This is a genomic window from Peribacillus sp. NPDC058002 (assembly GCF_042886655.1).
Lineage (GTDB): Bacteria > Bacillota > Bacilli > Bacillales > DSM-1321 > Peribacillus > Peribacillus aracenensis.
In genome coordinates, this window is the sequence record NZ_JBHVQU010000070.1 from 1 (window position 1) to 21,601 (window position 21,601).

Annotated in this window: 21 protein-coding genes; 7 read left to right on the forward strand and 14 right to left on the reverse strand. The window is 39.9% G+C overall.

The window, feature by feature from the left end; translation table 11 throughout:
- Nucleotides 1-70: 70 nt before the first annotated feature.
- Nucleotides 71-1,105 (reverse strand): CAP domain-containing protein, encoded by a 1,035-nt coding sequence (locus ACFVSH_RS13805; protein ID WP_387599692.1) that lies wholly within the window; start codon nucleotides 1,103-1,105, stop codon nucleotides 71-73.
- Between the two features lie 345 nt (nucleotides 1,106-1,450).
- Here ACFVSH_RS13805 and ACFVSH_RS13810 point away from each other — a divergent pair, with 345 nt between their 5' ends.
- Complete coding sequence (locus tag ACFVSH_RS13810; protein ID WP_214790434.1) at nucleotides 1,451-1,813, forward strand: YugN family protein; 363 nt, start codon at nucleotides 1,451-1,453, stop codon at nucleotides 1,811-1,813.
- Between the two features lie 112 nt (nucleotides 1,814-1,925).
- On the opposite strand, the gene ACFVSH_RS13815 is transcribed toward ACFVSH_RS13810, so the two are convergent.
- The 7 genes from ACFVSH_RS13815 to cyoE form a co-directional block, all read right to left on the reverse strand.
- Nucleotides 1,926-2,387, reverse strand: coding sequence for a DUF420 domain-containing protein (locus ACFVSH_RS13815; protein WP_179891037.1), 462 nt, complete (start codon nucleotides 2,385-2,387; stop codon nucleotides 1,926-1,928).
- 209 nt (nucleotides 2,388-2,596) lie between these two features.
- The gene (gene ctaG, locus ACFVSH_RS13820) at nucleotides 2,597-3,499 is read right to left on the reverse strand and encodes a cytochrome c oxidase assembly factor CtaG (RefSeq protein WP_387706423.1); all 903 of its coding nucleotides are present in this window, start codon (nucleotides 3,497-3,499) and stop codon (nucleotides 2,597-2,599) included.
- Between the two features lie 152 nt (nucleotides 3,500-3,651).
- The gene (gene ctaF / locus ACFVSH_RS13825; protein ID WP_048684534.1) at nucleotides 3,652-3,987 is read right to left on the reverse strand and encodes a cytochrome c oxidase subunit IVB; all 336 of its coding nucleotides are present in this window, start codon (nucleotides 3,985-3,987) and stop codon (nucleotides 3,652-3,654) included.
- 3 nt (nucleotides 3,988-3,990) lie between these two features.
- A complete protein-coding gene (locus ACFVSH_RS13830; RefSeq protein WP_098371107.1) occupies nucleotides 3,991-4,620 on the reverse strand; it encodes a cytochrome (ubi)quinol oxidase subunit III in 630 nt (209 codons plus the stop codon).
- The gene (ctaD, locus tag ACFVSH_RS13835) at nucleotides 4,620-6,491 is read right to left on the reverse strand and encodes a cytochrome c oxidase subunit I (protein WP_387706425.1); all 1,872 of its coding nucleotides are present in this window, start codon (nucleotides 6,489-6,491) and stop codon (nucleotides 4,620-4,622) included. The genes ACFVSH_RS13830 and ctaD overlap by 1 nt, the downstream gene beginning before the upstream one ends.
- Nucleotides 6,492-6,515: 24 nt before the next feature.
- On the reverse strand, nucleotides 6,516-7,598 hold the full coding sequence (coxB, locus tag ACFVSH_RS13840; protein ID WP_387706427.1) for a cytochrome c oxidase subunit II: 1,083 nt from the start codon (nucleotides 7,596-7,598) through the stop codon (nucleotides 6,516-6,518).
- A gap of 254 nt (nucleotides 7,599-7,852) precedes the next feature.
- Entirely contained in the window at nucleotides 7,853-8,791 is a 939-nt protein-coding gene (gene cyoE / locus ACFVSH_RS13845; RefSeq protein WP_387599680.1) for a heme o synthase, read from the reverse strand.
- Between the two features lie 601 nt (nucleotides 8,792-9,392).
- Here cyoE and ACFVSH_RS13850 point away from each other — a divergent pair.
- The gene (locus ACFVSH_RS13850; RefSeq protein ID WP_192203936.1) at nucleotides 9,393-10,379 is read left to right on the forward strand and encodes a COX15/CtaA family protein; all 987 of its coding nucleotides are present in this window, start codon (nucleotides 9,393-9,395) and stop codon (nucleotides 10,377-10,379) included.
- Between the two features lie 190 nt (nucleotides 10,380-10,569).
- On the opposite strand, the gene pyc is transcribed toward ACFVSH_RS13850, so the two are convergent.
- Nucleotides 10,570-14,007 carry a pyruvate carboxylase gene (gene pyc / locus ACFVSH_RS13855; RefSeq protein ID WP_387599676.1) on the reverse strand — a complete coding sequence of 1,146 codons (3,438 nt, stop codon included), beginning with the start codon at nucleotides 14,005-14,007 and terminating at the stop codon, nucleotides 10,570-10,572.
- Between the two features lie 633 nt (nucleotides 14,008-14,640).
- On the reverse strand, nucleotides 14,641-14,922 hold the full coding sequence (locus ACFVSH_RS13860) for an Fpa/YlaN family protein (RefSeq protein WP_098371113.1): 282 nt from the start codon (nucleotides 14,920-14,922) through the stop codon (nucleotides 14,641-14,643).
- A gap of 220 nt (nucleotides 14,923-15,142) precedes the next feature.
- Between ACFVSH_RS13860 and ACFVSH_RS13865 the strand changes: the two genes are divergently transcribed.
- Nucleotides 15,143-15,646 carry a hypothetical protein gene (locus ACFVSH_RS13865; RefSeq protein WP_076366738.1) on the forward strand — a complete coding sequence of 168 codons (504 nt, stop codon included), beginning with the start codon at nucleotides 15,143-15,145 and terminating at the stop codon, nucleotides 15,644-15,646.
- Nucleotides 15,647-15,711: 65 nt separating this feature from the next.
- Here the strand turns inward: ACFVSH_RS13865 and ACFVSH_RS13870 are convergent, their stop codons facing one another.
- The gene (locus ACFVSH_RS13870) at nucleotides 15,712-17,043 is read right to left on the reverse strand and encodes a PhoH family protein (RefSeq protein ID WP_387599671.1); all 1,332 of its coding nucleotides are present in this window, start codon (nucleotides 17,041-17,043) and stop codon (nucleotides 15,712-15,714) included.
- A gap of 266 nt (nucleotides 17,044-17,309) precedes the next feature.
- Here ACFVSH_RS13870 and ACFVSH_RS13875 point away from each other — a divergent pair, with 266 nt between their 5' ends.
- From ACFVSH_RS13875 to ACFVSH_RS13885, 3 genes are all read left to right on the forward strand, one after another.
- Nucleotides 17,310-17,909, forward strand: coding sequence for a YhcN/YlaJ family sporulation lipoprotein (locus ACFVSH_RS13875; protein WP_387599669.1), 600 nt, complete (start codon nucleotides 17,310-17,312; stop codon nucleotides 17,907-17,909).
- A gap of 159 nt (nucleotides 17,910-18,068) precedes the next feature.
- Nucleotides 18,069-18,269, forward strand: coding sequence for a YlaI family protein (locus ACFVSH_RS13880; protein WP_072272690.1), 201 nt, complete (start codon nucleotides 18,069-18,071; stop codon nucleotides 18,267-18,269).
- Complete coding sequence (locus tag ACFVSH_RS13885; RefSeq protein WP_387599666.1) at nucleotides 18,253-18,684, forward strand: hypothetical protein; 432 nt, start codon at nucleotides 18,253-18,255, stop codon at nucleotides 18,682-18,684. Before ACFVSH_RS13880 ends, ACFVSH_RS13885 begins: the two co-directional genes overlap by 17 nt.
- Before the next feature lie 39 nt (nucleotides 18,685-18,723).
- On the opposite strand, the gene ACFVSH_RS13890 is transcribed toward ACFVSH_RS13885, so the two are convergent.
- The 3 genes from ACFVSH_RS13890 to typA are packed head-to-tail and all read right to left on the reverse strand — an operon-like array spanning nucleotide 18,724 to nucleotide 21,191.
- A complete protein-coding gene (locus ACFVSH_RS13890) occupies nucleotides 18,724-19,008 on the reverse strand; it encodes a hypothetical protein (protein WP_387600267.1) in 285 nt (94 codons plus the stop codon).
- Between the two features lie 4 nt (nucleotides 19,009-19,012).
- Nucleotides 19,013-19,321: a YlaH-like family protein gene (locus ACFVSH_RS13895; RefSeq protein ID WP_034314008.1), complete on the reverse strand. Its 309-nt coding sequence runs from the start codon at nucleotides 19,319-19,321 to the stop codon at nucleotides 19,013-19,015.
- Between the two features lie 22 nt (nucleotides 19,322-19,343).
- Nucleotides 19,344-21,191 (reverse strand): translational GTPase TypA, encoded by a 1,848-nt coding sequence (gene typA / locus ACFVSH_RS13900; RefSeq protein WP_387706429.1) that lies wholly within the window; start codon nucleotides 21,189-21,191, stop codon nucleotides 19,344-19,346.
- Between the two features lie 124 nt (nucleotides 21,192-21,315).
- On the opposite strand from typA, the gene ACFVSH_RS13905 reads away from it, so the two are divergent.
- Nucleotides 21,316-21,498, forward strand: coding sequence for a YlaF family protein (locus tag ACFVSH_RS13905; protein ID WP_034314013.1), 183 nt, complete (start codon nucleotides 21,316-21,318; stop codon nucleotides 21,496-21,498).
- Nucleotides 21,499-21,601: the final 103 nt, after the last annotated feature.

The following is a 21,601-nucleotide window of genomic DNA, read 5'->3' on the forward strand; positions in this document are numbered from 1 at the left end:
ATGCCCTCAAGGCTGCCTAAGTAAATAAAGTGTCTAACTTTTTGGGTTCACTTCAGAACGGATCCGTTTTTTATCTCTTTATGAAATTCTGGGTGTAGTACTTTTTATATACCCCGACGCCCAGACCTGTAAACTCCTCGTTCAGCATCGCATCCCGATGCCCTTTGCTATTTAGCCAACCTTCCATGACTGCAGCTGCATCAACGTAATTAGCCGCTATATTTTCACCTGCTGCCCTGTATTTCACATGGCCCGCATCGAGACGCTTTTCCAAATCCCCCTTTGTTTCAGAAACATGGGTTCCTTCAGGTGCGTCCGTCATTTCCCGGCTATGAAGATAAGCAACCTCCGCAGTTGGCGCATCCCATTCTAAAGGCTTCAAATCAAACCTGCTGCGCATTATATTCGTAATATCGAATATTTGCTGCTCATTGCCATCTTCCACTTTCGCCATTTCCTCATCAGAAAGGTCCTTAACTGTCACAAGTTCACCATGATAGGTCAACTCATACGGTTGTTGTTTCAATAAGGCGGAATCACTCAAAAATCGGATACTTGAAACAGTCCCGGTGAATTTATCCAAATACAGCTGAACATTAATATTCCCTAAATCAATCAACGGCCTCATGTTCATATCTTCCTCCGACAATTCAAAACGATATGAACTGTGACCAACTTCAATATCAACAGTGGGTTCCACATATAAGCTGGAATAGATGGCATCAATCGATTGTCCAATTTTAAAAGGAGCGACATTGACCTCATCACCGATTCCATAAGCAGATACCACTTTTTCATTTTCAACAGCTAATTGGAAATAATTATCATAGTCCTTTTTATAAACCCACCATTCATATCCATAGGCGGACATATCTATCCGATCTGGCTTACCATATTCCTTTTCTATCTCTTTTGCATTTTTCCCGATCGTTACCGCCAGACCTTCTTTCACTTCAGTAATCCCTTCCTTTTCAGTGGAAGGGCTTTTTTCATTTATATGTCCATTGGGGTTAACACCTTTGTTACCATCAATAAGAGGGTTTCCTTCATCTTCATCGCCGATATTAAGATAAATACCGATTACGAAAAAAATAATAATTAACACCAACACCTTACCTAAACCGCGCAGAGGAACACTCCCTCTCTCTATCTAATTTATGTATCCAATGCAAAAACCTTTCTTTCCTGATTATATCACTGTTCAATCATAATTTTCTAATTTACGATAGACTGTCCCTTCATTAAATTTATTTAAAAAGTGGAACTTTTGCGAATGATTAAATTACCATGGTTGAGTTCATTGCAACTTCCACCATTTCGTACTATTATAAAATATAGGATAAAATGGTATATTATAAACATACTTGGAGATTTTTAATATATTCATGTACATAATATTTTCCCGGTATGTCATTTTAATTCTTAATAGTAAACATAGGAGGTACTGCTCGTGAAATTTGAAAGCTTTGGAATCGAAAACATTACAGCCGACTTAAACCGATTAGATGACCTAATGCCGCAATATGGTTTAATACGTGCAGAACAATGGGATTACGAAAGAGTCAGTTACGATCGTAGGTTCGACTTAAAAGAAGGCACGTTTTACCTGAGAATACTTGGCTATGCTACAGAGGGCGATGTAGGCGCTCACAGGGCCGTCATCAAACTAATGGTTCCTCTATTAGGAAAACACTATTATCCACACGGAGTTGAATATGGTGAAGGAGAGGATTTCCCTGCATCACTAGTTAAACAAAGTGAAAAAATCCTCGCTCAAATCAAAGAAGAACTTACACAATTCAACGGCCTGTAAAAGCCGTTAGTGAAAAGCAGGTACAAAGTGAGAGGATCATGCGTGATGCTCTCTTTTTTTATATGCATTACAAAAGCCTGATGCTTTTATTGCACCAGGCTTTTTCGTTATTTTAAAATCCTAGGATCGCCTTTATTAAAGATGTTGTTTCTCCGCCGTGATAAATGACATAAAGCAGGATGTAAACAGCTACTCCAGTAATCCCGGTGAAAAACCAAATGATGCTTGTCGCAGGCCCGATTTTTTTATGGATGGCGAATTTACCTTTAAACCCAGTGGTAAGCATGATGATCCCCAAAACAGCTCCAGTTGTAGCAAGAGTTATATGGAAAATCAAAAAAATCGTATAATAAATTTTAATGTCAGCGGGTCCGCCAAATGACGTACTGCCAATGAATACCGTCCGGGAAAGATATATAGTGAAAAAGATTACCGCAAAAACCGCAGCTGCCATCATGGTTTTTTTATGGGTCTCGATTTTGCGTTGTTTAATTTGATACCAGCCTATTGCAACAGTGATGGCACTTAATACAATGAAGGCTGTACTTATCGTTGGAAGGATTGGTAAAGACATATGGATTGTAGTCCTCTCTATATTTATTAATCAACTACCATTTTATAAGAGGCAATCATAAAATTCAATAAAATCAAGGATTATTAACAGAATGCTCACTTTTATTGAATAGGCAAGTCGATTCTCTGGCTATTTGGTTTAAATCGAAAATCAGGCAAAGGCAGATAAAAGACTTGTCCGCCCCAAGACAAGTCTTTTTTATCGTACAATTATTCTACAGTCTGAAGATCAGAAGGTATCGGATCGATATCATTTTGGCCGCCATTCTCCTTTTTGAACCAAGCAAAGAAAATGACACCCAATACATAGCCTAAAACGATTTCTTGGATCACCTTCATCAAAACCCCACCAAGCTGTTGATCCTCAAGCAATGGCAGTCCATTGAACATTTCAGGACCACTGAGGGTCAAACTTGACAGCGCTGAGGCGGGAACGCAAAGTTCCATGGCACTTGCCCAAGATTCCGCATTGGTAAACGTATCATACATCGGATCATTAGCAAAAATGATTAAAGCGCAGGCTGGGGTCATTAAAATGCCACTGCCGAAAATATAAGCTATTTTTTTTACACCCGTTAGACTTTCGTGTTCCGGCAATTGATTGACAAGCGGGAACCACATCAAAACTGCAGTAGTAAATAAAAGCACCGTGTATCCGGCATGTATCCACATCCCCGTTTTGATATAGTCGAACACTAACGGGATATGGTACAACGAAAAAAGAACATTAAATAGTAAAAGGGCGACAAGAGGTCTCGTAAAAAATTGAAATAACGCCTTCACTCCCCTTGAATTTATGAAAGTTCTCAAAAGCCAATCCGGAATCGCAATGATAAATAAAGGCGGAATCACAAGATAGAGCAATGCCATTTGAAACATGTGCGCACTGAACATAATGTGGCTTAATAGATCCAGTGGCGAACCCTTTACCACATAAAGAAGGAACATGGCTGTCAAAAAATAAGTTGCCTGTTTGACGGAAAGCGATGAACTGCCCGGAAACTTCCCCCCTTTTTTTGTCACCAGCCAAAAATAGCCTACGGTTATAAGTACGAGGGCGGCAAAATAATAAGGACTCCACAAAGCGCGAAATCCGAAAATATCAATAGACAAAAAAATCACCTCGTTCATAAACTTTTTCTTACTTTTATTATACCTAAAATGAAACATTGTAACAAATATAGATAAACTTGGATTTTTTTTTCTGGAAAATCACCCCACAAAGAAAAACCGGCTATCATTCAATAGCCGATTTTCTTTATGGTTTATAACCAAACAATCGTTGTGAACACAAGGACAGTTATCAGGCCGACTGCAAGGCCGGAAAATAAGAACAATGCAATAGTGCCATGCCCTTTATGCTTCATGTGCATGAAATAATACAATTGGAAAATCACTTGTACAACTGCCAGCAGCAAAATGACTGGTTTAATGAACCAATGTGAAAAGCCCTCAATTCCTACTGCAGCAAAAGCAAGTAATGTAAAGAAAATCATAAGTGTAAATGATATCACTTGGTGTTTCATCTCTTCAGCATTTTTCTTACGGCGATATTTTAAATCGACATTCGGGTTCGCTGAATTTGATTGTTCATTCGCCATCAGTTATCCCACCATTCCCATTAAGTATACGACAGTAAAGATAAACACCCAGACTACGTCAATGAAATGCCAATAAAGACTCGCAACAAAAAATTTAGGAGCGTTATACAAATTCAAGCCCCTTCCTGCATTACGTACCATAAGACATATGATCCAAGCCAAACCGAATGCAACGTGTCCTCCGTGAAAACCAACTAACGTATAAAACGCGGAGCCGAAGGCACTGCTCGTAAATGTATGATGGAATTCATGAACATAGTGATTAAATTCATAAATCTCGAGTCCAAGAAAACCTAAACCAAGTGCAACCGTAATGACAAGCCAAGCCTGCATTTGTTTGAAGTGGTTATTTTTCATATGGTACATCGCATACACACTAGTCAATGAACTGGTCAATAACAGCATGGTTGCCACAAACGTAAGTGGTAATTCGAATAAATCTTTAGCTAGGGCTGCATCACCATTTGGAACTTTATCCTTCAATGCTAGGTAAGTTGCAAATAATGAGGCGAATAATACCGTCTCTCCACCAAGAAACAACCAGAATCCCAAATATTTATTTTTACCTTCTAAAGTCGCTTTCTCGGGAGAAGCAGGCCAGGTAGCATCCGTGAATCTTTCATCTGTCTGCATTATGCCTTACCTCCCTTGTCTTTATCGTCCATAAGGTCTTCTTTATGAATATGGTACCCATGATCGTCTTTAACGGAACGGATAAACATTGAACTAAACGTTACCAAAAGTCCTACTATCACTATAGGCAGGGTCCATGACTTATCATCCATATGGTATAAAGCACCGAATGCGGCGATAAATAAACCGGAAGCAATCGTTAAAGGAAGAATGGATGAATTGGGCATATGGATATCCCCAAGTGGTTCTGCAGGAGTCATTTCCTTTTTCCCTTCCATTTTTTCAACCCAGTAAGGATCTAATCCGCGGACTAGCGGCAGTTGTTTAAAATTATAAAAAGGCGGTGGTGATGGAATGGCCCATTCCAGCGTACGGCCATCTCCCCAAGGATCATTGCCGACTTTTTCATTCTTCACAGATGTAATGATGATATTGATGACCATAACCAAGACACCAAATGCCATCAAAAAGGCTCCAACAGTACTAATCATATTACCTGTATCGAGTCCTTGATTGTCCAAGAACGTGAATACCCGGCGCGGCATCCCCATCAAACCTAAGAAATGTTGAATGAAGAACGTTAAATGGAAACCAATCAAGAACGTCCAAAATGTGATTTGCCCCAATTTTTCGCTTAACATCGTCCCAAACATCTTCGGCCAATAGAAATTGATTCCAGCCAGTAAGCCTAATACAACCCCACCGACGATTACATAGTGGAAATGAGCAACAACGAAATAACTATCATGGTATTGATAATCAGCAGGTGCAGAAGCGAGCATGATACCTGTCACGCCACCCATTGTAAATGTAGGGATAAAGGCAACTGCATAAAGCATCGGAACCGTGAACTTGACGCTTCCTCCCCACATCGTAAAGATCCAGTTGAATATCTTAATACCTGTCGGTACAGCGATAGCCATTGTCGCCACCGCAAAGATTGCATTTGCGATCGGACCTAGACCAGTGGTAAACATATGATGCGCCCAAACCATGAAACCTAAGAAACCGATTAAAACGGTTGCAAAGACCATCGATGAATAACCAAACAATCTTTTTCTGGAGAATGTAGCGAAAATTTCGGAAAAAATACCGAACGCCGGAAGAATCAGGATATAAACTTCCGGGTGACCGAATATCCAGAATAAATGCTCCCAAATAATCGTATTTCCCCCAGCCGCTACATCAAAGAAATTCGCGCCAAACATCCGATCGAACATCATTAACACCAATCCCACGGTAAGCGGAGGAAAAGCGAATAAAATCAATGCAGAAACGACGAAAGTTGACCAGGTAAACAGCGGCATACGCATATATGTCATACCAGGCGTACGCATATTAATAATGGTTACAAGGAAATTGATCCCTGCAATTAGTGTTCCAAAACCTGATATTTGTAATCCGAGGACGTAAAAATCAATACCATGACCTTCGGAATGCAAGGAAAGCGATGCATACGATGTCCAGCCTGCATCTGGAGCCCCTCCTAAAAACCATGAAAGATTCAGAAAGATTCCCCCAAAGAAAAACAACCAAAAACCTAACGAGTTCAAAAATGGGAACGCAACATCACGTGCCCCTATCTGTAATGGTACAACCGCATTCATTACAGCAAACACTAATGGCATGGCCGCCAGAAATATCATTGTCGTACCGTGCATGGTCAAAATTTCATTATAAAATCCGGCACTTACGAAATCATTGTTTGGGATTGCCAGCTGGATACGGATAAACATCGCTTCCAAACCGCCGATTACAAAGAATAACCCGCCAGAGATAAGATATAAAATGGCGATTTTCTTATGGTCTACGGTCGTCAGATAATCCCAAATAGTAGCGCCAAATCCTTTTTTATTAGCGTACGTACTCACGATTTAACCTCCTTAATCAATGTTCTATTTGTCTTCCACCTTAAGCTCCAATAGATAAGCTGCCAGTGCATTAATATCTGAATCTGAAAGTTCGCCGTAAGTACCGGTCATCGTGTTGCCCGGTTTATACTTCTCAGGATCCTTGATCCATTTTTTTACATTATCTTCCGTATGATCCAATACGCCAGCTACTTTTTGACGCTCACCGAATGTAGCCAGATTCGGAGCCTGACGAGCTGCTTCAGGCCTGCTGTCATTTGGTGTCACCGCATGGCAGCCTATACAGCTTTGATTAAAGACATCTTCACCCTGTTTGGCTAGATCACCTGCAACGACAGGCTCCTTCGCGGCTTTCATATCTTTAGTCCACGCTTCAAAATCGCTTTTAGACTTCGGTACGACCTTAAAATCCATCAAAGCATGGGAAGGACCGCAAAGTTCAGCACATTTCCCGTAAAATAAGTTGTTCGAATCTTCTGCCTTTTCACTATCGAATTCTAAGAAAAACTGATTGACTCCATCTGTATTTGTATCCATCTTTCCTCCGGCAGCCGGTATCCAGAATGAATGTTTAACATCAGAAGCAGTTAGATTGAAGTATACTTTTTGATCGGTAGGCACAACCAAATCCTGACTTGTGACAACGCCAAGGTCAGGATATTCAAACTCCCACCAATAAAGATTTGCCCTAACATTAACAACAAGGGCATCCTTCGTTTTTCCATCCTTATCTTTCTTATCCATTGCCTTTGTGTCAGCTAAGTCGAATGTAGTGACGACGGTCGGAACAGCCAGAACAATTAAAAGAAGGATAGGAATAACAGTCCAGATAATTTCAAGTTTATGACTTCCTTCAATTTGTTTCGGTATTGTTTCGTCGCCTTTCTTCCGACGGAAGCGCAGTAAAACTACAACGAACAAAATAATCACAACAATAATTACCAGAACCATGATTAGTGTACTCAATATCAGTAAGTCAAACTGAGATTGCGCAACATTGCCTGCTGGCTTCAGCGCGGATAGGAATGGTTCGCCGCAGCCCGAAAGTACAAGTCCTACAATACCCAGCAGAGCAATCAGGCGCCATTTGTGCAGCCTTTTTTTCATAGCTTCAGAAACCCCTCTTTCGTCAAAATTTTCTCACAAAAATAAAAATGGGCGCAATTGCGAATATTCTCTCTATGTAAATTTCTAAAAAAGAAAGAATCCCTAATTTAAGGAATTATTACGATGATTCATGTAACCGCTCTTATGTATGACCCCGTTGATTCCGTTAATATGTATGAATGGCGGTCAGTGCATTATTTATCAGTAAGCTGGAGCCTGTAAAGGAACAGGCCGCCAGCTTATTTAAACCAAAACTAGATGAGAGTGACAATAACCATCGCTACAAATAAAATGGTCATATAATTTAAAGAATATACAAACATGGATGTTGCCCATTTAACATCATCTTTCTTTTTATACCCCTTAATCCCCAAAATAAGCCAACCCGTGCTCAATAATGCAGCAAGAATAACTAGCGGGGTTCCTAATGGAGTTAAAAAGAAAGGAATGAACATTAAACAGATGATCCATAGCATAATCGATCTTTTTGCCGCCTTGAACCCTTTTACTACCGGAAGCATGGGTACTCCAGCTGCACGATATTCTTCGACACGCCTCATTGCAAGTGCATAAAAATGAGGAGGCTGCCACAAGAACATGATCGCGAACAGGACCCAGGCGATCTTATCAAGGCCCGGGTCGACTGCAGCCCACCCGATAAGTGGAGGCACCGCTCCCGATATACTGCCTATAATCGTATTCGAGACAAATCTACGTTTGAAAACCATGGTATATAAAACAACATAAGCGAAGACGCCGAATGCTCCTAGGATGGCAGTTGTCATATTAGTCAATGCAAGTAAAATCAGCCCTGCAGCAATTAAACCGAAACTTAATGCCAATACCTTTGAAGGTTGTACTTTCCCAGTTACCGTTGGACGGTTTTTCGTTCTTTCCATTAAATGATCGATATCACGGTCATAATAATTATTGAAACTGCAAGATCCCGCCATTATGAGCGCCGAACCTGCAAGTGTATAAAACACTACATCTAGATTGTGTAAGAAGCTAAGCCCGGAAAAATGAAGAGCTAACCACACGCCGGTAAAAGCTGTAATTATATTTGAATTGACAATCCCCACTTTTATAAGTGCGAGAAAATCCTTCCAAGCTGTTGTTTCAGGTATATCCGATTGAAGGGCGGCTTTACTGTCCTCCATGACAGCTTCTGACAAACCCCTTGTTTCTGACATTTGTTTTCCTCCTTTAAATCATTCAAAACAGACGCAAATGAAAAAAAAACGTTACATATGCTATAGAACATTATTTCATACTTTTTGATATTTGTAACCAAGGAAGCGTAAACAAAAAGTAAATTATTTACCAATGACCGTTGTCAATGGAATCCATCGAGAGCTATCATTCTTAATATCATGCTTATTAACAGTAAAATTTAGTAAAATCATTTCTTCAATATATTAAAACACATTTTTGGAAGCTTTTGTGAAAATATTTCGGTTATTTTTTGACCAAATTGTGTCTCAATAATTTACTTCTCTTGTATGATGTTCATCAAGAACATGAATATTATGCTATTATCATCATCCCCTAGGCTTATTCCCTATTTTGCTCCTACTTGAAGGTTTACACTCCCTTTATTTCTATCAAAGTCTTATGTAACTTTCAACTATTTCAGGCATTTTAATTAATAGTTATAATATTAACGGAACTTGTAAAATCATTCTATTTTGTGTAATATCGAGGAAGTTCGACAAATATTATGAAAAACCTTATGCTATTATTAATTTTATGGAATAACCCTAAATTGCTACATAGAAAAAGGTGGGGCTACTAGTGAAATCGTCTCTTAAATGGTTTGCTGTTTTAACAACGGTTGTAATGCTTTTCATCTTACTTGGTGGAGCCTTAGTCACGAAGACGGATTCCGGCATGGGATGCGGCAGGTCCTGGCCATTGTGCAATGGCCAATTGATCCCTGACAAAATCACGATTGAATTGGTCATTGAGCTTTCCCATCGACTCGTTTCAGGTGCTGGAGGTTTCCTTGTTTTAATATTATCGTATATGTCTTGGAAAAAAATCGGCCATATTCGTGAAGCACGTTTCTTATCCGTCCTTTCTTTTGGTTTTCTGTTACTGCAAGGATTGATCGGAGCCGCTGCCGTCATTTGGTCACAATCCGATTTCGTCCTTGCCCTTCATTTTGGCATATCGCTCATTTCATTTGCTGCCGTCTTTTTACTGACACTGTTGATTTTTGAAGTGGACAAGAAGTTCGAAGCAGAAAGACTTATCGTTGACAAACGAATGAAATTCCATATTATTGGCGTATTGATTTTTTGTCTGGTGGTCGTATATACAGGTGCCCTTGTAAGGCATACAGAATCAAGTCTTATCTGTAAGGATTGGCCTTTATGCGTAAATGACAGTCTTGCACTCCCCTCCAACCTTTATGAATGGATTCAGATGGGGCACCGTGCAATGGCAGGAGCTATTTTCATTTGGGTATCATATGTAGCTTATATCGCAAAAAAACATTACAAAAATCAAAAAGTGCTATATGGCGGTTGGATTGCTGCATTCATTCTCGTATTTTTACAAGTTACCGCTGGAGCCTTTATCATTTTCTCAAGGCAAAACTTATATATCGCACTTACACACGCATTATTCATTGCCTGCTTTTTTGGTGTAATGAGCTATTTGATGCTATTGACATCGAGAAGCAAAAAAAATGCCCTGGCCAAGCAAAAAAGGAACTCCGCGCACTCTGTCAAAGGTCAGGAGGAACAGGATATAACGCCAACGGTACCCGCCCGTTAATGTCTGATTGTTCAATCAATAATATAATTAAGATAAAACAAAACCACCATTCCCGGGAATGGTGGTTTTGTTTTATCTTATAGTGAAGTTCAATGACCGTACACTGCCTAAAAAGAGGGTATAGGGCAGCTTAAAACCTCAAGCCTACCCTATATGCCCCAAATCAATCACAAGGTCACAGTCAGCGATATTACTTGGTTATTTCAAGCAATAAGTCTCCAGTACTGATCGCTTCTCCATCTTTTACATAAATATCCTTGATGGTCCCGGAGAATGGTGCTTGCACGGTAGTTTCCATTTTCATCGCTTCCGTAATGATCAGGTGATCCCCTTGCTTGACCTGATCGCCTTTCTCGACCACTACACGAATAACCGTACCTGGCATTGTCGCACCGAGTTGTTCTTTATTTTTAGGGTCAGCTTTCATTTTTGATACAACGGAAGATTTAATGTTTTCATCCTTGATGATCACTTCACGTGATTGACCATTCAACTCAAAATAAACGACTCGTGTTCCATCAGCCAATGGCTGACCGATTGAAACCAATTTTACGATGAGCGTTTTACCCTTTTCAATTTCAACTTCGATCTCTTCCCCCAGCCTCATTCCATATAAGAAAGTTGCGGTATCGAGGTTGGAAACATCACCAAATAGCTCAATCGTTTTATTGTAGTCCAAGAATACTTTTGGATATAGGGCATATGCAAGCACATCGAAATCAGTGACTGCCCGTCCCAATTCCTTGAATAATTCTTCTTTAAGAGCTGCAAAATCCACTTCTTCCAATAATTCACCCGGTCTTACTGTTATAGGTTTCTTCCCTTTCAGGATAACTTCCTGAAGCTCTTTAGGAAATCCTCCAACTGGCTGACCTAGATAGCCTTCGAATAACTCTATAACTGAATCAGGGAAATCGATGGATTTGCCTTTTGTCAGAACATCTCCTTCAGACAGGTTATTTTGAACCATGAATAAAGCCATGTCCCCAACAACTTTGGATGAAGGAGTTACTTTAACGATATCGCCGAACATTACATTGACACGCTGGTACATTTCTTTCACTTCATGCCAACGGTCCCCCAACCCCACTGCTTTAGCTTGCTGCTGCAAATTGCTATATTGACCGCCCGGCATTTCGTGTTTGTAAACTTCGGTATGAGGAGCATTCATGCCGCTTTCGAAGTCATGATAGAATTTCCTGACCTCTCCCCAGTATTCTCCTAAACGCTCTAGTGAATCGACTTCCAATTTAGGCTGTCTGCTTGACCCCTCCAGCGCATAATGAAGTGTTTGTACACTTGGCTGCGAAGTCAGTCCAGCTAAAGAACCAATCGCCGTATCAACGATATCCACACCAGCTTCGATCGCTTTCGAATACATGTAAATTCCATTTCCGCTTGTGTCATGAGTATGCAGATGGATCGGAAGTGATGTCGATTCTTTCAGTTCCGATACAAGGCGGTAAGCCGCTTCCGGTTTCAAAAGTCCTGCCATATCCTTGATCGCTAAAATATGGGCACCGGCATGTTCTAATTCCACTGCCATATTTTTATAGTAGTCGATATTATACTTGCTGCGTGATGAATCATTCAAATCCCCGGTATAACAAATGGCCGCTTCCGCAATTTTGCCGGATTGACGAACTGCATCAATGGCCAATTCCATCCCTTTAACCCAGTTTAAACTGTCGAAGATACGGAAAACATCAATGCCTGCACCCGCTGATTTCTCTACGAATTCACGAATGACATTATCAGGGTAATTTTTATAACCAACTGCATTTGAAGCCCTTAAAAGCATTTGTAATAGGACATTAGGTGCTTTTTTCCTGAAACTGATCAGCCTGTCCCATGGATCTTCTTTCAAGAATCGATACGCGACATCAAAAGTTGCCCCGCCCCACATTTCCATTGAAAATAAATCAGGAAGCAGTTTTGCTGTAGGCTCAGCGATATCAAGGATATCTTTCGACCTGATTCTCGTCGCAAGTAAAGATTGATGTGCATCGCGGAAAGTCGTATCGGTGATCAATACCTCTTTCTGTTCTTTGATCCAATTGACCAGTCCCTCTGCACCTTGCTCCTCAAGTATATTTTTTGTACCCGAGATAAGCGGCAGGCCACCAACATTCGGAATTGGAGCTGGATCAAAAACAGGTTTTTTCTTTTTCTCGACTCCCGGGAATCCATTCACGGTCACATTTCCGATATATGAAAGCATTTTTGTCCCACGGTCTTTTCGGACTGGGAACGTAAATAGTTCCGGTGTTGAATCAATAAAGGAAGTATCGTATTCGCCATTAATGAAATTCTCATGTTTTACAACATTTTCAAGGAATGGAATATTCGTTTTAATTCCACGAATCCTGAATTCCTTTAGGTTACGCACCATTTTTGATGCCGCCTGTTCAAATGAAAGCGCATGTGTTGAAAGTTTAACGAGAAGTGAATCATAATATGGTGTGATGACCGCACCTTGGAATCCATTACCAGCGTCCAGACGAACACCGAATCCCCCACCGGAACGGTAAACCATCATTTTCCCGGTATCAGGCATGAAATTATTCAACGGATCCTCAGTCGTCACCCGTGATTGAATCGCATATCCATGTGTTTTGATTCCTGACTGTTCGGGAATCCCAATCTTTTTGCCATGGAGTTCATGCCCTTCCGCTACCATTATTTGGGATTGAACGATATCAATGCCCGTAATCATTTCAGTAATGGTATGCTCAACCTGGACCCGTGGATTGACTTCAATAAAGTAAAATTCGCCATTTGCGACAAGGAATTCGACCGTACCGGCGTTTACATAATCAATATTTTTTGCCAACTTGACGGCTGCCTCACAAATCCTTTCCCTTAAATCCTCGGAAAGGGAAACGGAAGGTGCCACTTCCACAACTTTTTGATGCCGTCTCTGAACGGAACAGTCACGTTCATATAAATGGACGATATTTCCATGAGTATCAGCCAAAATCTGAACTTCTATATGCTTCGGGTTTTGAATGAATCTCTCTACATAGACTTCATCATTACCAAAAGCTGCTTTAGCTTCTGATTTTGCGCGATCATAAGCCTCTTCAACTTCTTCGATTTTTTCGACAATCCGCATTCCGCGCCCGCCGCCGCCTAAAGAGGCTTTTATGATAATTGGAAAGCCGTATTGTTCACCAAATTCCTTTACTTCTTCAACACTGGTCACCGGTCCATCGCTACCAGGGATAACCGGAATATCAGCCAGTTCAGCTTGTGTTCTGGCTTTTACTTTGTCACCAAACATATCTAGGTGCCTTGATTCTGGTCCGATGAAGATTATGCCTTCTTCCTCACAGCGTTTCGCAAATTCAATATTTTCTGAAAGAAAACCATAACCGGGATGAATCGCATCGACTCCGCTCATTTTGGCGATCGCAATTATGCCTTCAATATCCAGGTATGCATCAATCGGCTTTTTGCCTTCCCCAACCAAATATGCCTCATCCGCTTTATATCGGTGATAAGAACCATAATCTTCCTTTGAATAGATTGCAACTGTGTGAATGTCTAATTCCGTACATGCCCGAAAAATCCGTATCGCTATTTCTCCACGATTTGCCGCAAGTACTTTTTCTATACGTTTCCCCATTGCTACCACCCTAATCAATATGTATTTTTATTGAATATATAGAAAAAAAGCGTGAAAGACTTTCACCACTTTTTATTCAAGAATTTATATCCCAACCAAGGAGACCAATCTGATCAGCTCATTTTAACGCGGATGTAATTATTTCGATATATTTTATATTTTCGTTTTTTACATCCGATAAAGACTAAAAAGAGCCTTACACCAATAGCAAATGATAATTTAGCTATAATAATATATTATCGATTTGACTTAACATTCAATTAATATAACCATAATACTAAAATTAACTGAATACAATAAAAAAATAAAAAATTACATATATTCGTATATAAAAACAAGGAATTAGCTCCGCCTTTCCGACTAACGTCCCATTGTTAATCAACGGCATTCGATTTAAAAATCCCAGATACTTAATGATTGATAGAGAAATTTGAAATCTGATCATAACCACCAAACATTTCAGCGAAAATTCAAAAAAATAAAAAAAACAAAAATAAAAAAACACAATTGAGCTTCTGCGGATCAATTAGTATGTCATTATTGAATATAGTATAACACTATCAATTAATTAAGTACATAAATAAAAAACTCAAACAATCATCGAGATTTGTTTGAGTTAGTATGTTTTATCTATTATTTTTTTAATGATGCTTCATGCAAAACTGACAATTCTTGTTCAAGGGCCTCCAAAAGGGATTTACCCTCGGTTTCCTCTACCAAACCTAAGCGTACGGCAAAATCAATTTCTCGTGATAGGCCGAACATTTGTGTATCAAGTACCTCTTCATATAAAGGACATTGAGGCATAGTGAGATTTTCCATTTGAACTTTTATCAGTTTTAGAATCTTGTCAGCATCTGCTTTTAATAAAGCATAAGCTTTTTCTCGATGATTGACAAGCATATCAGATGCCATGTTAAATCCCCCGCTCAGAGCGATTAAATCTTATCTCTAAATTCTACCTTTAGTTTTGTGAAAAAGCAAGGACATTGACAAACAATTTGCCATCGGGATATCACTCCCACCCCTCAAATGAATATATCAAGCCATGGAAATTGTTCACCATCGTGTAGATGTGACATTTCAATTATAATTGATTATAATCATTAAAGAGCACCAGAAAGGAATGAGATATTTGGAACCTATCGTATTTATAAACGGAAAAGTGAAATATCCAATTACGCTGGATCCTGGAGTATGGATTTTTGACGACCGTAAAGTTGAAATTGATACATATTTCCACGCTGAAAGAGTCCAAGTCAATGAATTAGAAGAATATACAATTGCTGCCTCCAAACATTGGCAAAAAGAAATACAGGAAGGCGCAATCATGCCGCCCACAATAAAAACGGAACGAAAGTTCGAGAAGCAAAGATTGCTGGAAGGGACTTTCGGCATCCCTTTTGAACCTTTTTTAAAAAATGCCGAACCAGAAAATGGGGTAACTGAAGTCATCGTTACAACCGATGATGAGGAGCTTACATTCCCGTTGGAAACGGCACTTGAATTTTTCCTGGGCTTTTCCAAGGATGGAAAGCCGCTTAAAATATCTGAGGGCGGCCCTATGGAAATTTATTTCGGGGACGCTTCCAATATCAATGATCCGATAAAAAATGTACGGTCTTTCACTGTTAAATAAGACTTAGTCCATTCTTTACCGAAAACTTCAGAGCAATCGGCAAGGGACATCCCTTGCCGATAAGATTATAAAAGCGTAGCTGCGAGCTGGGCCAATCCAGATCTTTCCCCTTTTATCAATTTAACATGGCCGGCAATGCGTTCTGTCTTGAATTTTTCCACCACATAGGTCAAACCATTATTATATTCATCTAAATAAGGGTGATCTATTTGCTCCGGATCCCCCATTAATACAATTTTGCTCCGCTCCCCGACTCTCGTCAAGATGGTCTTGACCTCATGTTTTGTCAAGTTCTGCGCTTCATCGATGATGATGAACTGATCCGGGATGCTCCTTCCCCTGATATAGGTCAGGGCTTCCACTTCAATCGAACTCATGCCAGCTAGAATGGCATCCAATTCCCCAGGTTTTTTCGTATTGAACAAAAATTGGAGATTATCGAAAATAGGCTGCATCCAAGGTCTTAATTTTTCTTCTTTTTCTCCTGGCAGATAACCAATATCTTTACCGACAGGAACAATCGGCCTGGCAACCAGAAGTTTCTTATATTGTGACAAATCTTCAGTTTGCATCAATCCAGTAGCCAATGCCAATAAAGTCTTGCCTGTCCCCGCCTTACCAATGAGCGTCACAAGCTTGATATCCGAACGAAGCAATAAATCAAGGGCCATCGTCTGCTGGACATTTCTCGGTTTAATTCCCCAAATATGCTCCCCTTCATACATCAATTTCTTGACTAGCCTGCAATTCTCATCCACTATCCCAATCGCCGAAGCTGAACTCCCCAGCGTGTCCTTCATCAACAGGAATTGATTTGGATAATATGAATCCTTTGTCAGTTCCTCCAGTGGCAGAAAACTTTTTTCATAAAACTTATTCAGATTATCAATCGATACAAACACTTCTTTGTGCCCAGCGTATATATGGTCCAGTTCTACGACACGATCATTTAAAAAGTCCTCTGCCTCAAGTCCGATGGCATCAGCTTTAACCCTGACGAGAGTATCTTTACTTACCAAAATGACCGTTTTTCCCTCTTCCTTTGTCTCTTCTTCCAAAGATAAGTTTTTCGCGACTGCCAATATCCTGTTATCATTCGTTTTCTCCACAAAAATTTCCTGGAGCTTATGAAATGAACGGTGGTTGAGTTCAATCCTAATGCTGCCACCATTATGAAGCGGAATGCTCTGATGTAGCTTCCCTTTTTCACGAAAGCCATCGATCAATTTCGATACTTGCCTGGCATTTCTTCCGATTTCATCCATATACCGTTTTTTAGAATCCAATTCTTCTAATACGACTGCCGGAATGACAACTTCATTATCTTCGAATGAATAAATCGAGTACGGATCCTGCAACAGGACATTCGTATCTAAAACATAGATTTTTTTCCCCAATATGACGCCTCCTGCCTGCTCTTTAGGATATGCCTTACCATTTACTACACTCAGAAGTTATGTAGCGGACGAGACTGTTGATAAAATATATGTTCCTTTGCATAAAGATAGAAGAACATTTACAGACTATAAAGAAAACTTCCAGCAAAAAATGCTATCCCCTATGTTGATGACAATATGTTTGGCTGCATTTAATACTTACCTGAATCAGACCTGTCATTGGTGGAAATGCTGGAACCTACAAAAAACATTAAGGAGGCTACACATTGCAAAAATTCATGTTGTCGCTCGCTGCTGTTCTGTTGATGACAGGTTGCTCAATGGATAATAAAAATGAAGTGTCCGAAAATAATGCGAAAAACAATTTAACGAAAGTCAATAACTCGACCATTGAGGAAGCAGACAGAAATACAGGTCAGCAAACAGCGGAAAGACTCACCGGTTTAGCTAAATCCATTCCTGAGGTGAACGATGCCTCCGCAGTCGTACTTGGCAAATATGCCATCGTCGGAATAGATATCGACCAAGATATTGAGCGGTCACAGGTCGGAACGATAAAATACTCAGTTGGTGAAACTTTAAAACATGATCCTGATGGCGCAAATGCCCTCATCGTCGCTGACCCGGATATAAATGAGCGGATCAGGGAGGTGGCCAGAGACATTAAAGACGGTAAACCGGTAACTGGGATACTAAATGAACTGGCTGACATCACAAGTCGGGTGATTCCTGAGGTTCCTGGTGATATTTTAACCCCAACACCGTCCAAGAGCATTGAAAAGGAAAAAAATAAACTTGATGATGAAACGGAAAGAAAAGAACTCGATAAAGAGCAAAATGATCAATCCAATCACTTTAAAGAATGAATATTCCTAACCCGAAGTCAATCTTCGGGTTTTTGTATTTATCCACCATGAACCAAGTATCGTTACCGTTCATATGTTAGTTTCACTTTATCCTCGTTTTACCATAAAAATATTGGTATACTTAAAAGCATATTCAAATTGAAGTGAGGTTCAACTAATATGAAGGTTAAATGTGTAATATGCGATCAAATTGAATCTATACCTGATGATAGCCCAGAAGCTAAGAAACTTCGCAACCGCCCTATACATACCTATATGTGCAATACATGCAACCAACGCATAGAAGAGCGTACGAACGAACGGATTGCAACCGGGAACTTCCGTCTTTACCGGACAATCAAAAATGAAGATGAATGGTAAAATACATTATAAAGTTTCCCTGATTGGTCTCATCAATGGAATTCTGCTTGGATTGATAATGAAGTGGGTCGAAATGTTTTCCGGTAAACAAGTGTATAATCTCCTATTGAATGTGGATTTCCTTCCTGTAATCGGAGCTGTTTCCTGGGGTGAGGCAACATTATTCTTTTTCCATCTCCTTTTCTCACTGGCAATTACGTTCAGTTACGTTTATATTCTTCGTCCTTTGAAGATTTTCAGGAATTGGAACAAATACACACTTGCTTTTTTCACGATCATTCCGGCAATCATGCTTTACTTCCCATTATCGGCGCTGTCGAAAACAGAAGCAGTCCTTCCTTCTGATTTGACAGCTTTCTTTTTGTGGACAATCTTACATCTTTTTTACGGACTTTCCCTCCCCAAAGCAATATAAAAAAGGACCGTGCGCATATCGCACGGTCCTTTTTTATCATTACTCGATATTTTTATACTTTTCTGGCTCCAACTGTATTTGGTCTAACATGATATCAATCAATTCAATTGGATAACGCTGCTTTTTCATTACGCCCCCCAAAAGATACTCGACGAAATAAAAAGGTTCTGTTTTTGAAACCGAATCGATTATCACCCGATGATCATCTTTCAGCATCTGCATGAAAAACATTTCTGTATCACGTGCTGCTGTATCATCAGGCCTTGCATCACAGACAACTTTGATCGTCAACCAATTGTATAAAGCATCCTGTAATGATTTCATCATCTTAAGCCTGTTCTTCTTTTCTCGAATTATGAAGACGGATTCGATAAATCCCCAGAACTAGCGAAGCGATGACTAATGCTTCCCCCATAGGAAGAAACACCGCGAAGAAAGAAAGAAGGGTACATCCAAGTGCCATTACCACATAAATGACCACATTTTTTAGCAAAGGTAACTTTTTGGCAAAACCTAACTGATAGACAAGGATGCATAATCCAAAGACCGTCAAATATAAATACCACATTCCCGCTTCAGGATTTTCATCCACTCTGTACAATGCTGCAAAAAATGATAATCGCTCTTGGATATCCAATCTTTTCTCCTCCTCTTGCTATTTATTTTTCTTCAACAGCAACTTTTTTTCTTTTAGCTGCTCTTTCACGTTCGTTTTTATCAAGAATTTTTTTACGAAGACGGATTGAATCCGGAGTTACTTCACAGTACTCGTCATCATTCAAATATTCTAGAGCTTCTTCAAGTGACATGATTCTTGGTTTTTTCATGGAAGAAGTTTGGTCTTTATTTGCTGAACGCATATTTGTCATTTGTTTCGCTTTAACGATATTGACAGTCAAATCGCTATCACGGTTATGTTCCCCGACAATCATACCTTCATAAATATCCGTACCTGGCTCAACGAAAATAACCCCGCGGTCTTCTACTTGCATAATACCATATTGTGTAGTTTTTCCTGATTCCATGGAAACAAGTACACCTTGACGCCTTCCGCCGACTTGACCTTGTGCCATTGGTTGGTAGCTGTCAAATGAGTGGTTCATGATACCATATCCACGTGTAATCGTTAAGAACTCAGTTGAATATCCAATAAGTCCGCGAGCTGGGATCGTGAACAGTAAACGAACTTGGCCGCTTCCGCTATTGATCATATCCAACAATTCACCTTTACGGGCTCCCATTGATTCCATGATTGAACCAGTGTGTTCCTCAGGTACGTCGATTTGTACACGTTCAACTGGCTCACAACGGACACCATCAATCAAACGAACGATAACTTCCGGTTTAGAAACTTGAAGTTCATAACCTTCACGTCTCATATTTTCGATCAGGATGGAAAGGTGAAGCTCCCCACGGCCTGAAACAACCCAAACATCCGGAGAATCAGTATTTTCGACTCTTAAGCTGACATCCGTCTGCAATTGGTTTCTCAAACGCTCTTCAATTTTACGAGCTGTAACGAATTTACCTTCACGGCCTGCGAATGGGCTGTTATTTACAAGGAAAGTCATTTGTAATGTTGGCTCGTCAATACGCAGGATAGGCAGGGCTTCAGGATGTTCAGTCGGACAAACCGTTTCCCCTACGTTAATATCCTCCATACCTGAAACGGCAATTAAATCACCGGCAACGGCTTCTTGGATTTCAACTTTCTTCAAGCCAATATAACCAAAGATTTTCGTTACTCGGAATTGTTTAACCTTCCCATCAAGTTTCATTAATGAAACTTGTTGACCTACATGCATTTTACCGCGGAATACACGGCCAACCCCGATACGTCCTACATAATCATTATAGTCAAGTAAAGCCACTTGGAATTGAAGCGGTTCATCTGAGTTATCAATTGGTGCTGGGATCGTTTCGACGATTGTTTCGAATAGTGGGGTCATGTCTTTTTCTTGTTTAGCAGGATCTGAATCCAAGCTTGCAGTACCAGCAATACCTGAAGTGAAGACAACTGGGAACTCTAACTGTTCTTCTTCAGCTCCAAGTTCGATGAATAAGTCAATTACTTCATCTACCACTTCATTTGGACGTGCAGAATCTTTATCGATTTTGTTCACGACAACGATTGGTGTAATCTTTTGTTCCAATGCTTTTTTCAACACGAAGCGAGTTTGTGGCATACAACCTTCATATGCATCAACAACAAGTAGAACGCCATCAACCATTTTCATGATCCGTTCCACTTCACCACCAAAGTCGGCATGACCAGGTGTATCCAAAATATTGATTCTTGTATCTTGGTATTGAACTGCTGTATTTTTCGCAAGAATCGTGATTCCGCGTTCTTTTTCAATCGCATTAGAATCCATCGCACGTTCTTCCACATGTTCATTTTCACGGAAAGTACCAGATTGCTTAAGCAACTGATCCACTAACGTCGTTTTACCATGGTCAACGTGGGCAATGATGGCTATATTACGAATATTTTCTCTTAATTTCAAAAAATTCACTCCTAAAAAAGTTTGTGTATAACGTATCACTAGTATTAGCTTACATATTATATCACAAACATACTAGAAACAAATACAGAAATTATGTACAATAGATATATTAGGGGTGATATTAATGAACATTAAATGGAATTTCTTAATATTAGCGGTATTGGCAACATCAAGTATCGGCTCCATTGGCATCTTCATTGCTGAGAAGAGCTTGATTGGAATATTAGCTGCAATCGTTATTCTTTGCGGAATCATGGGGTTCGGTTTCACTCAGAAGAAGAAATTGCGCGAAGCCGGGAAGTTATAATATGAAAAACTCGCTGACAGACAGCGAGTTTTTTTTGTTAATTATTTCATAATGAACATTTTAATCCATCCGTGCCAAACTGTGGTACTGCTTTCAACTAGAC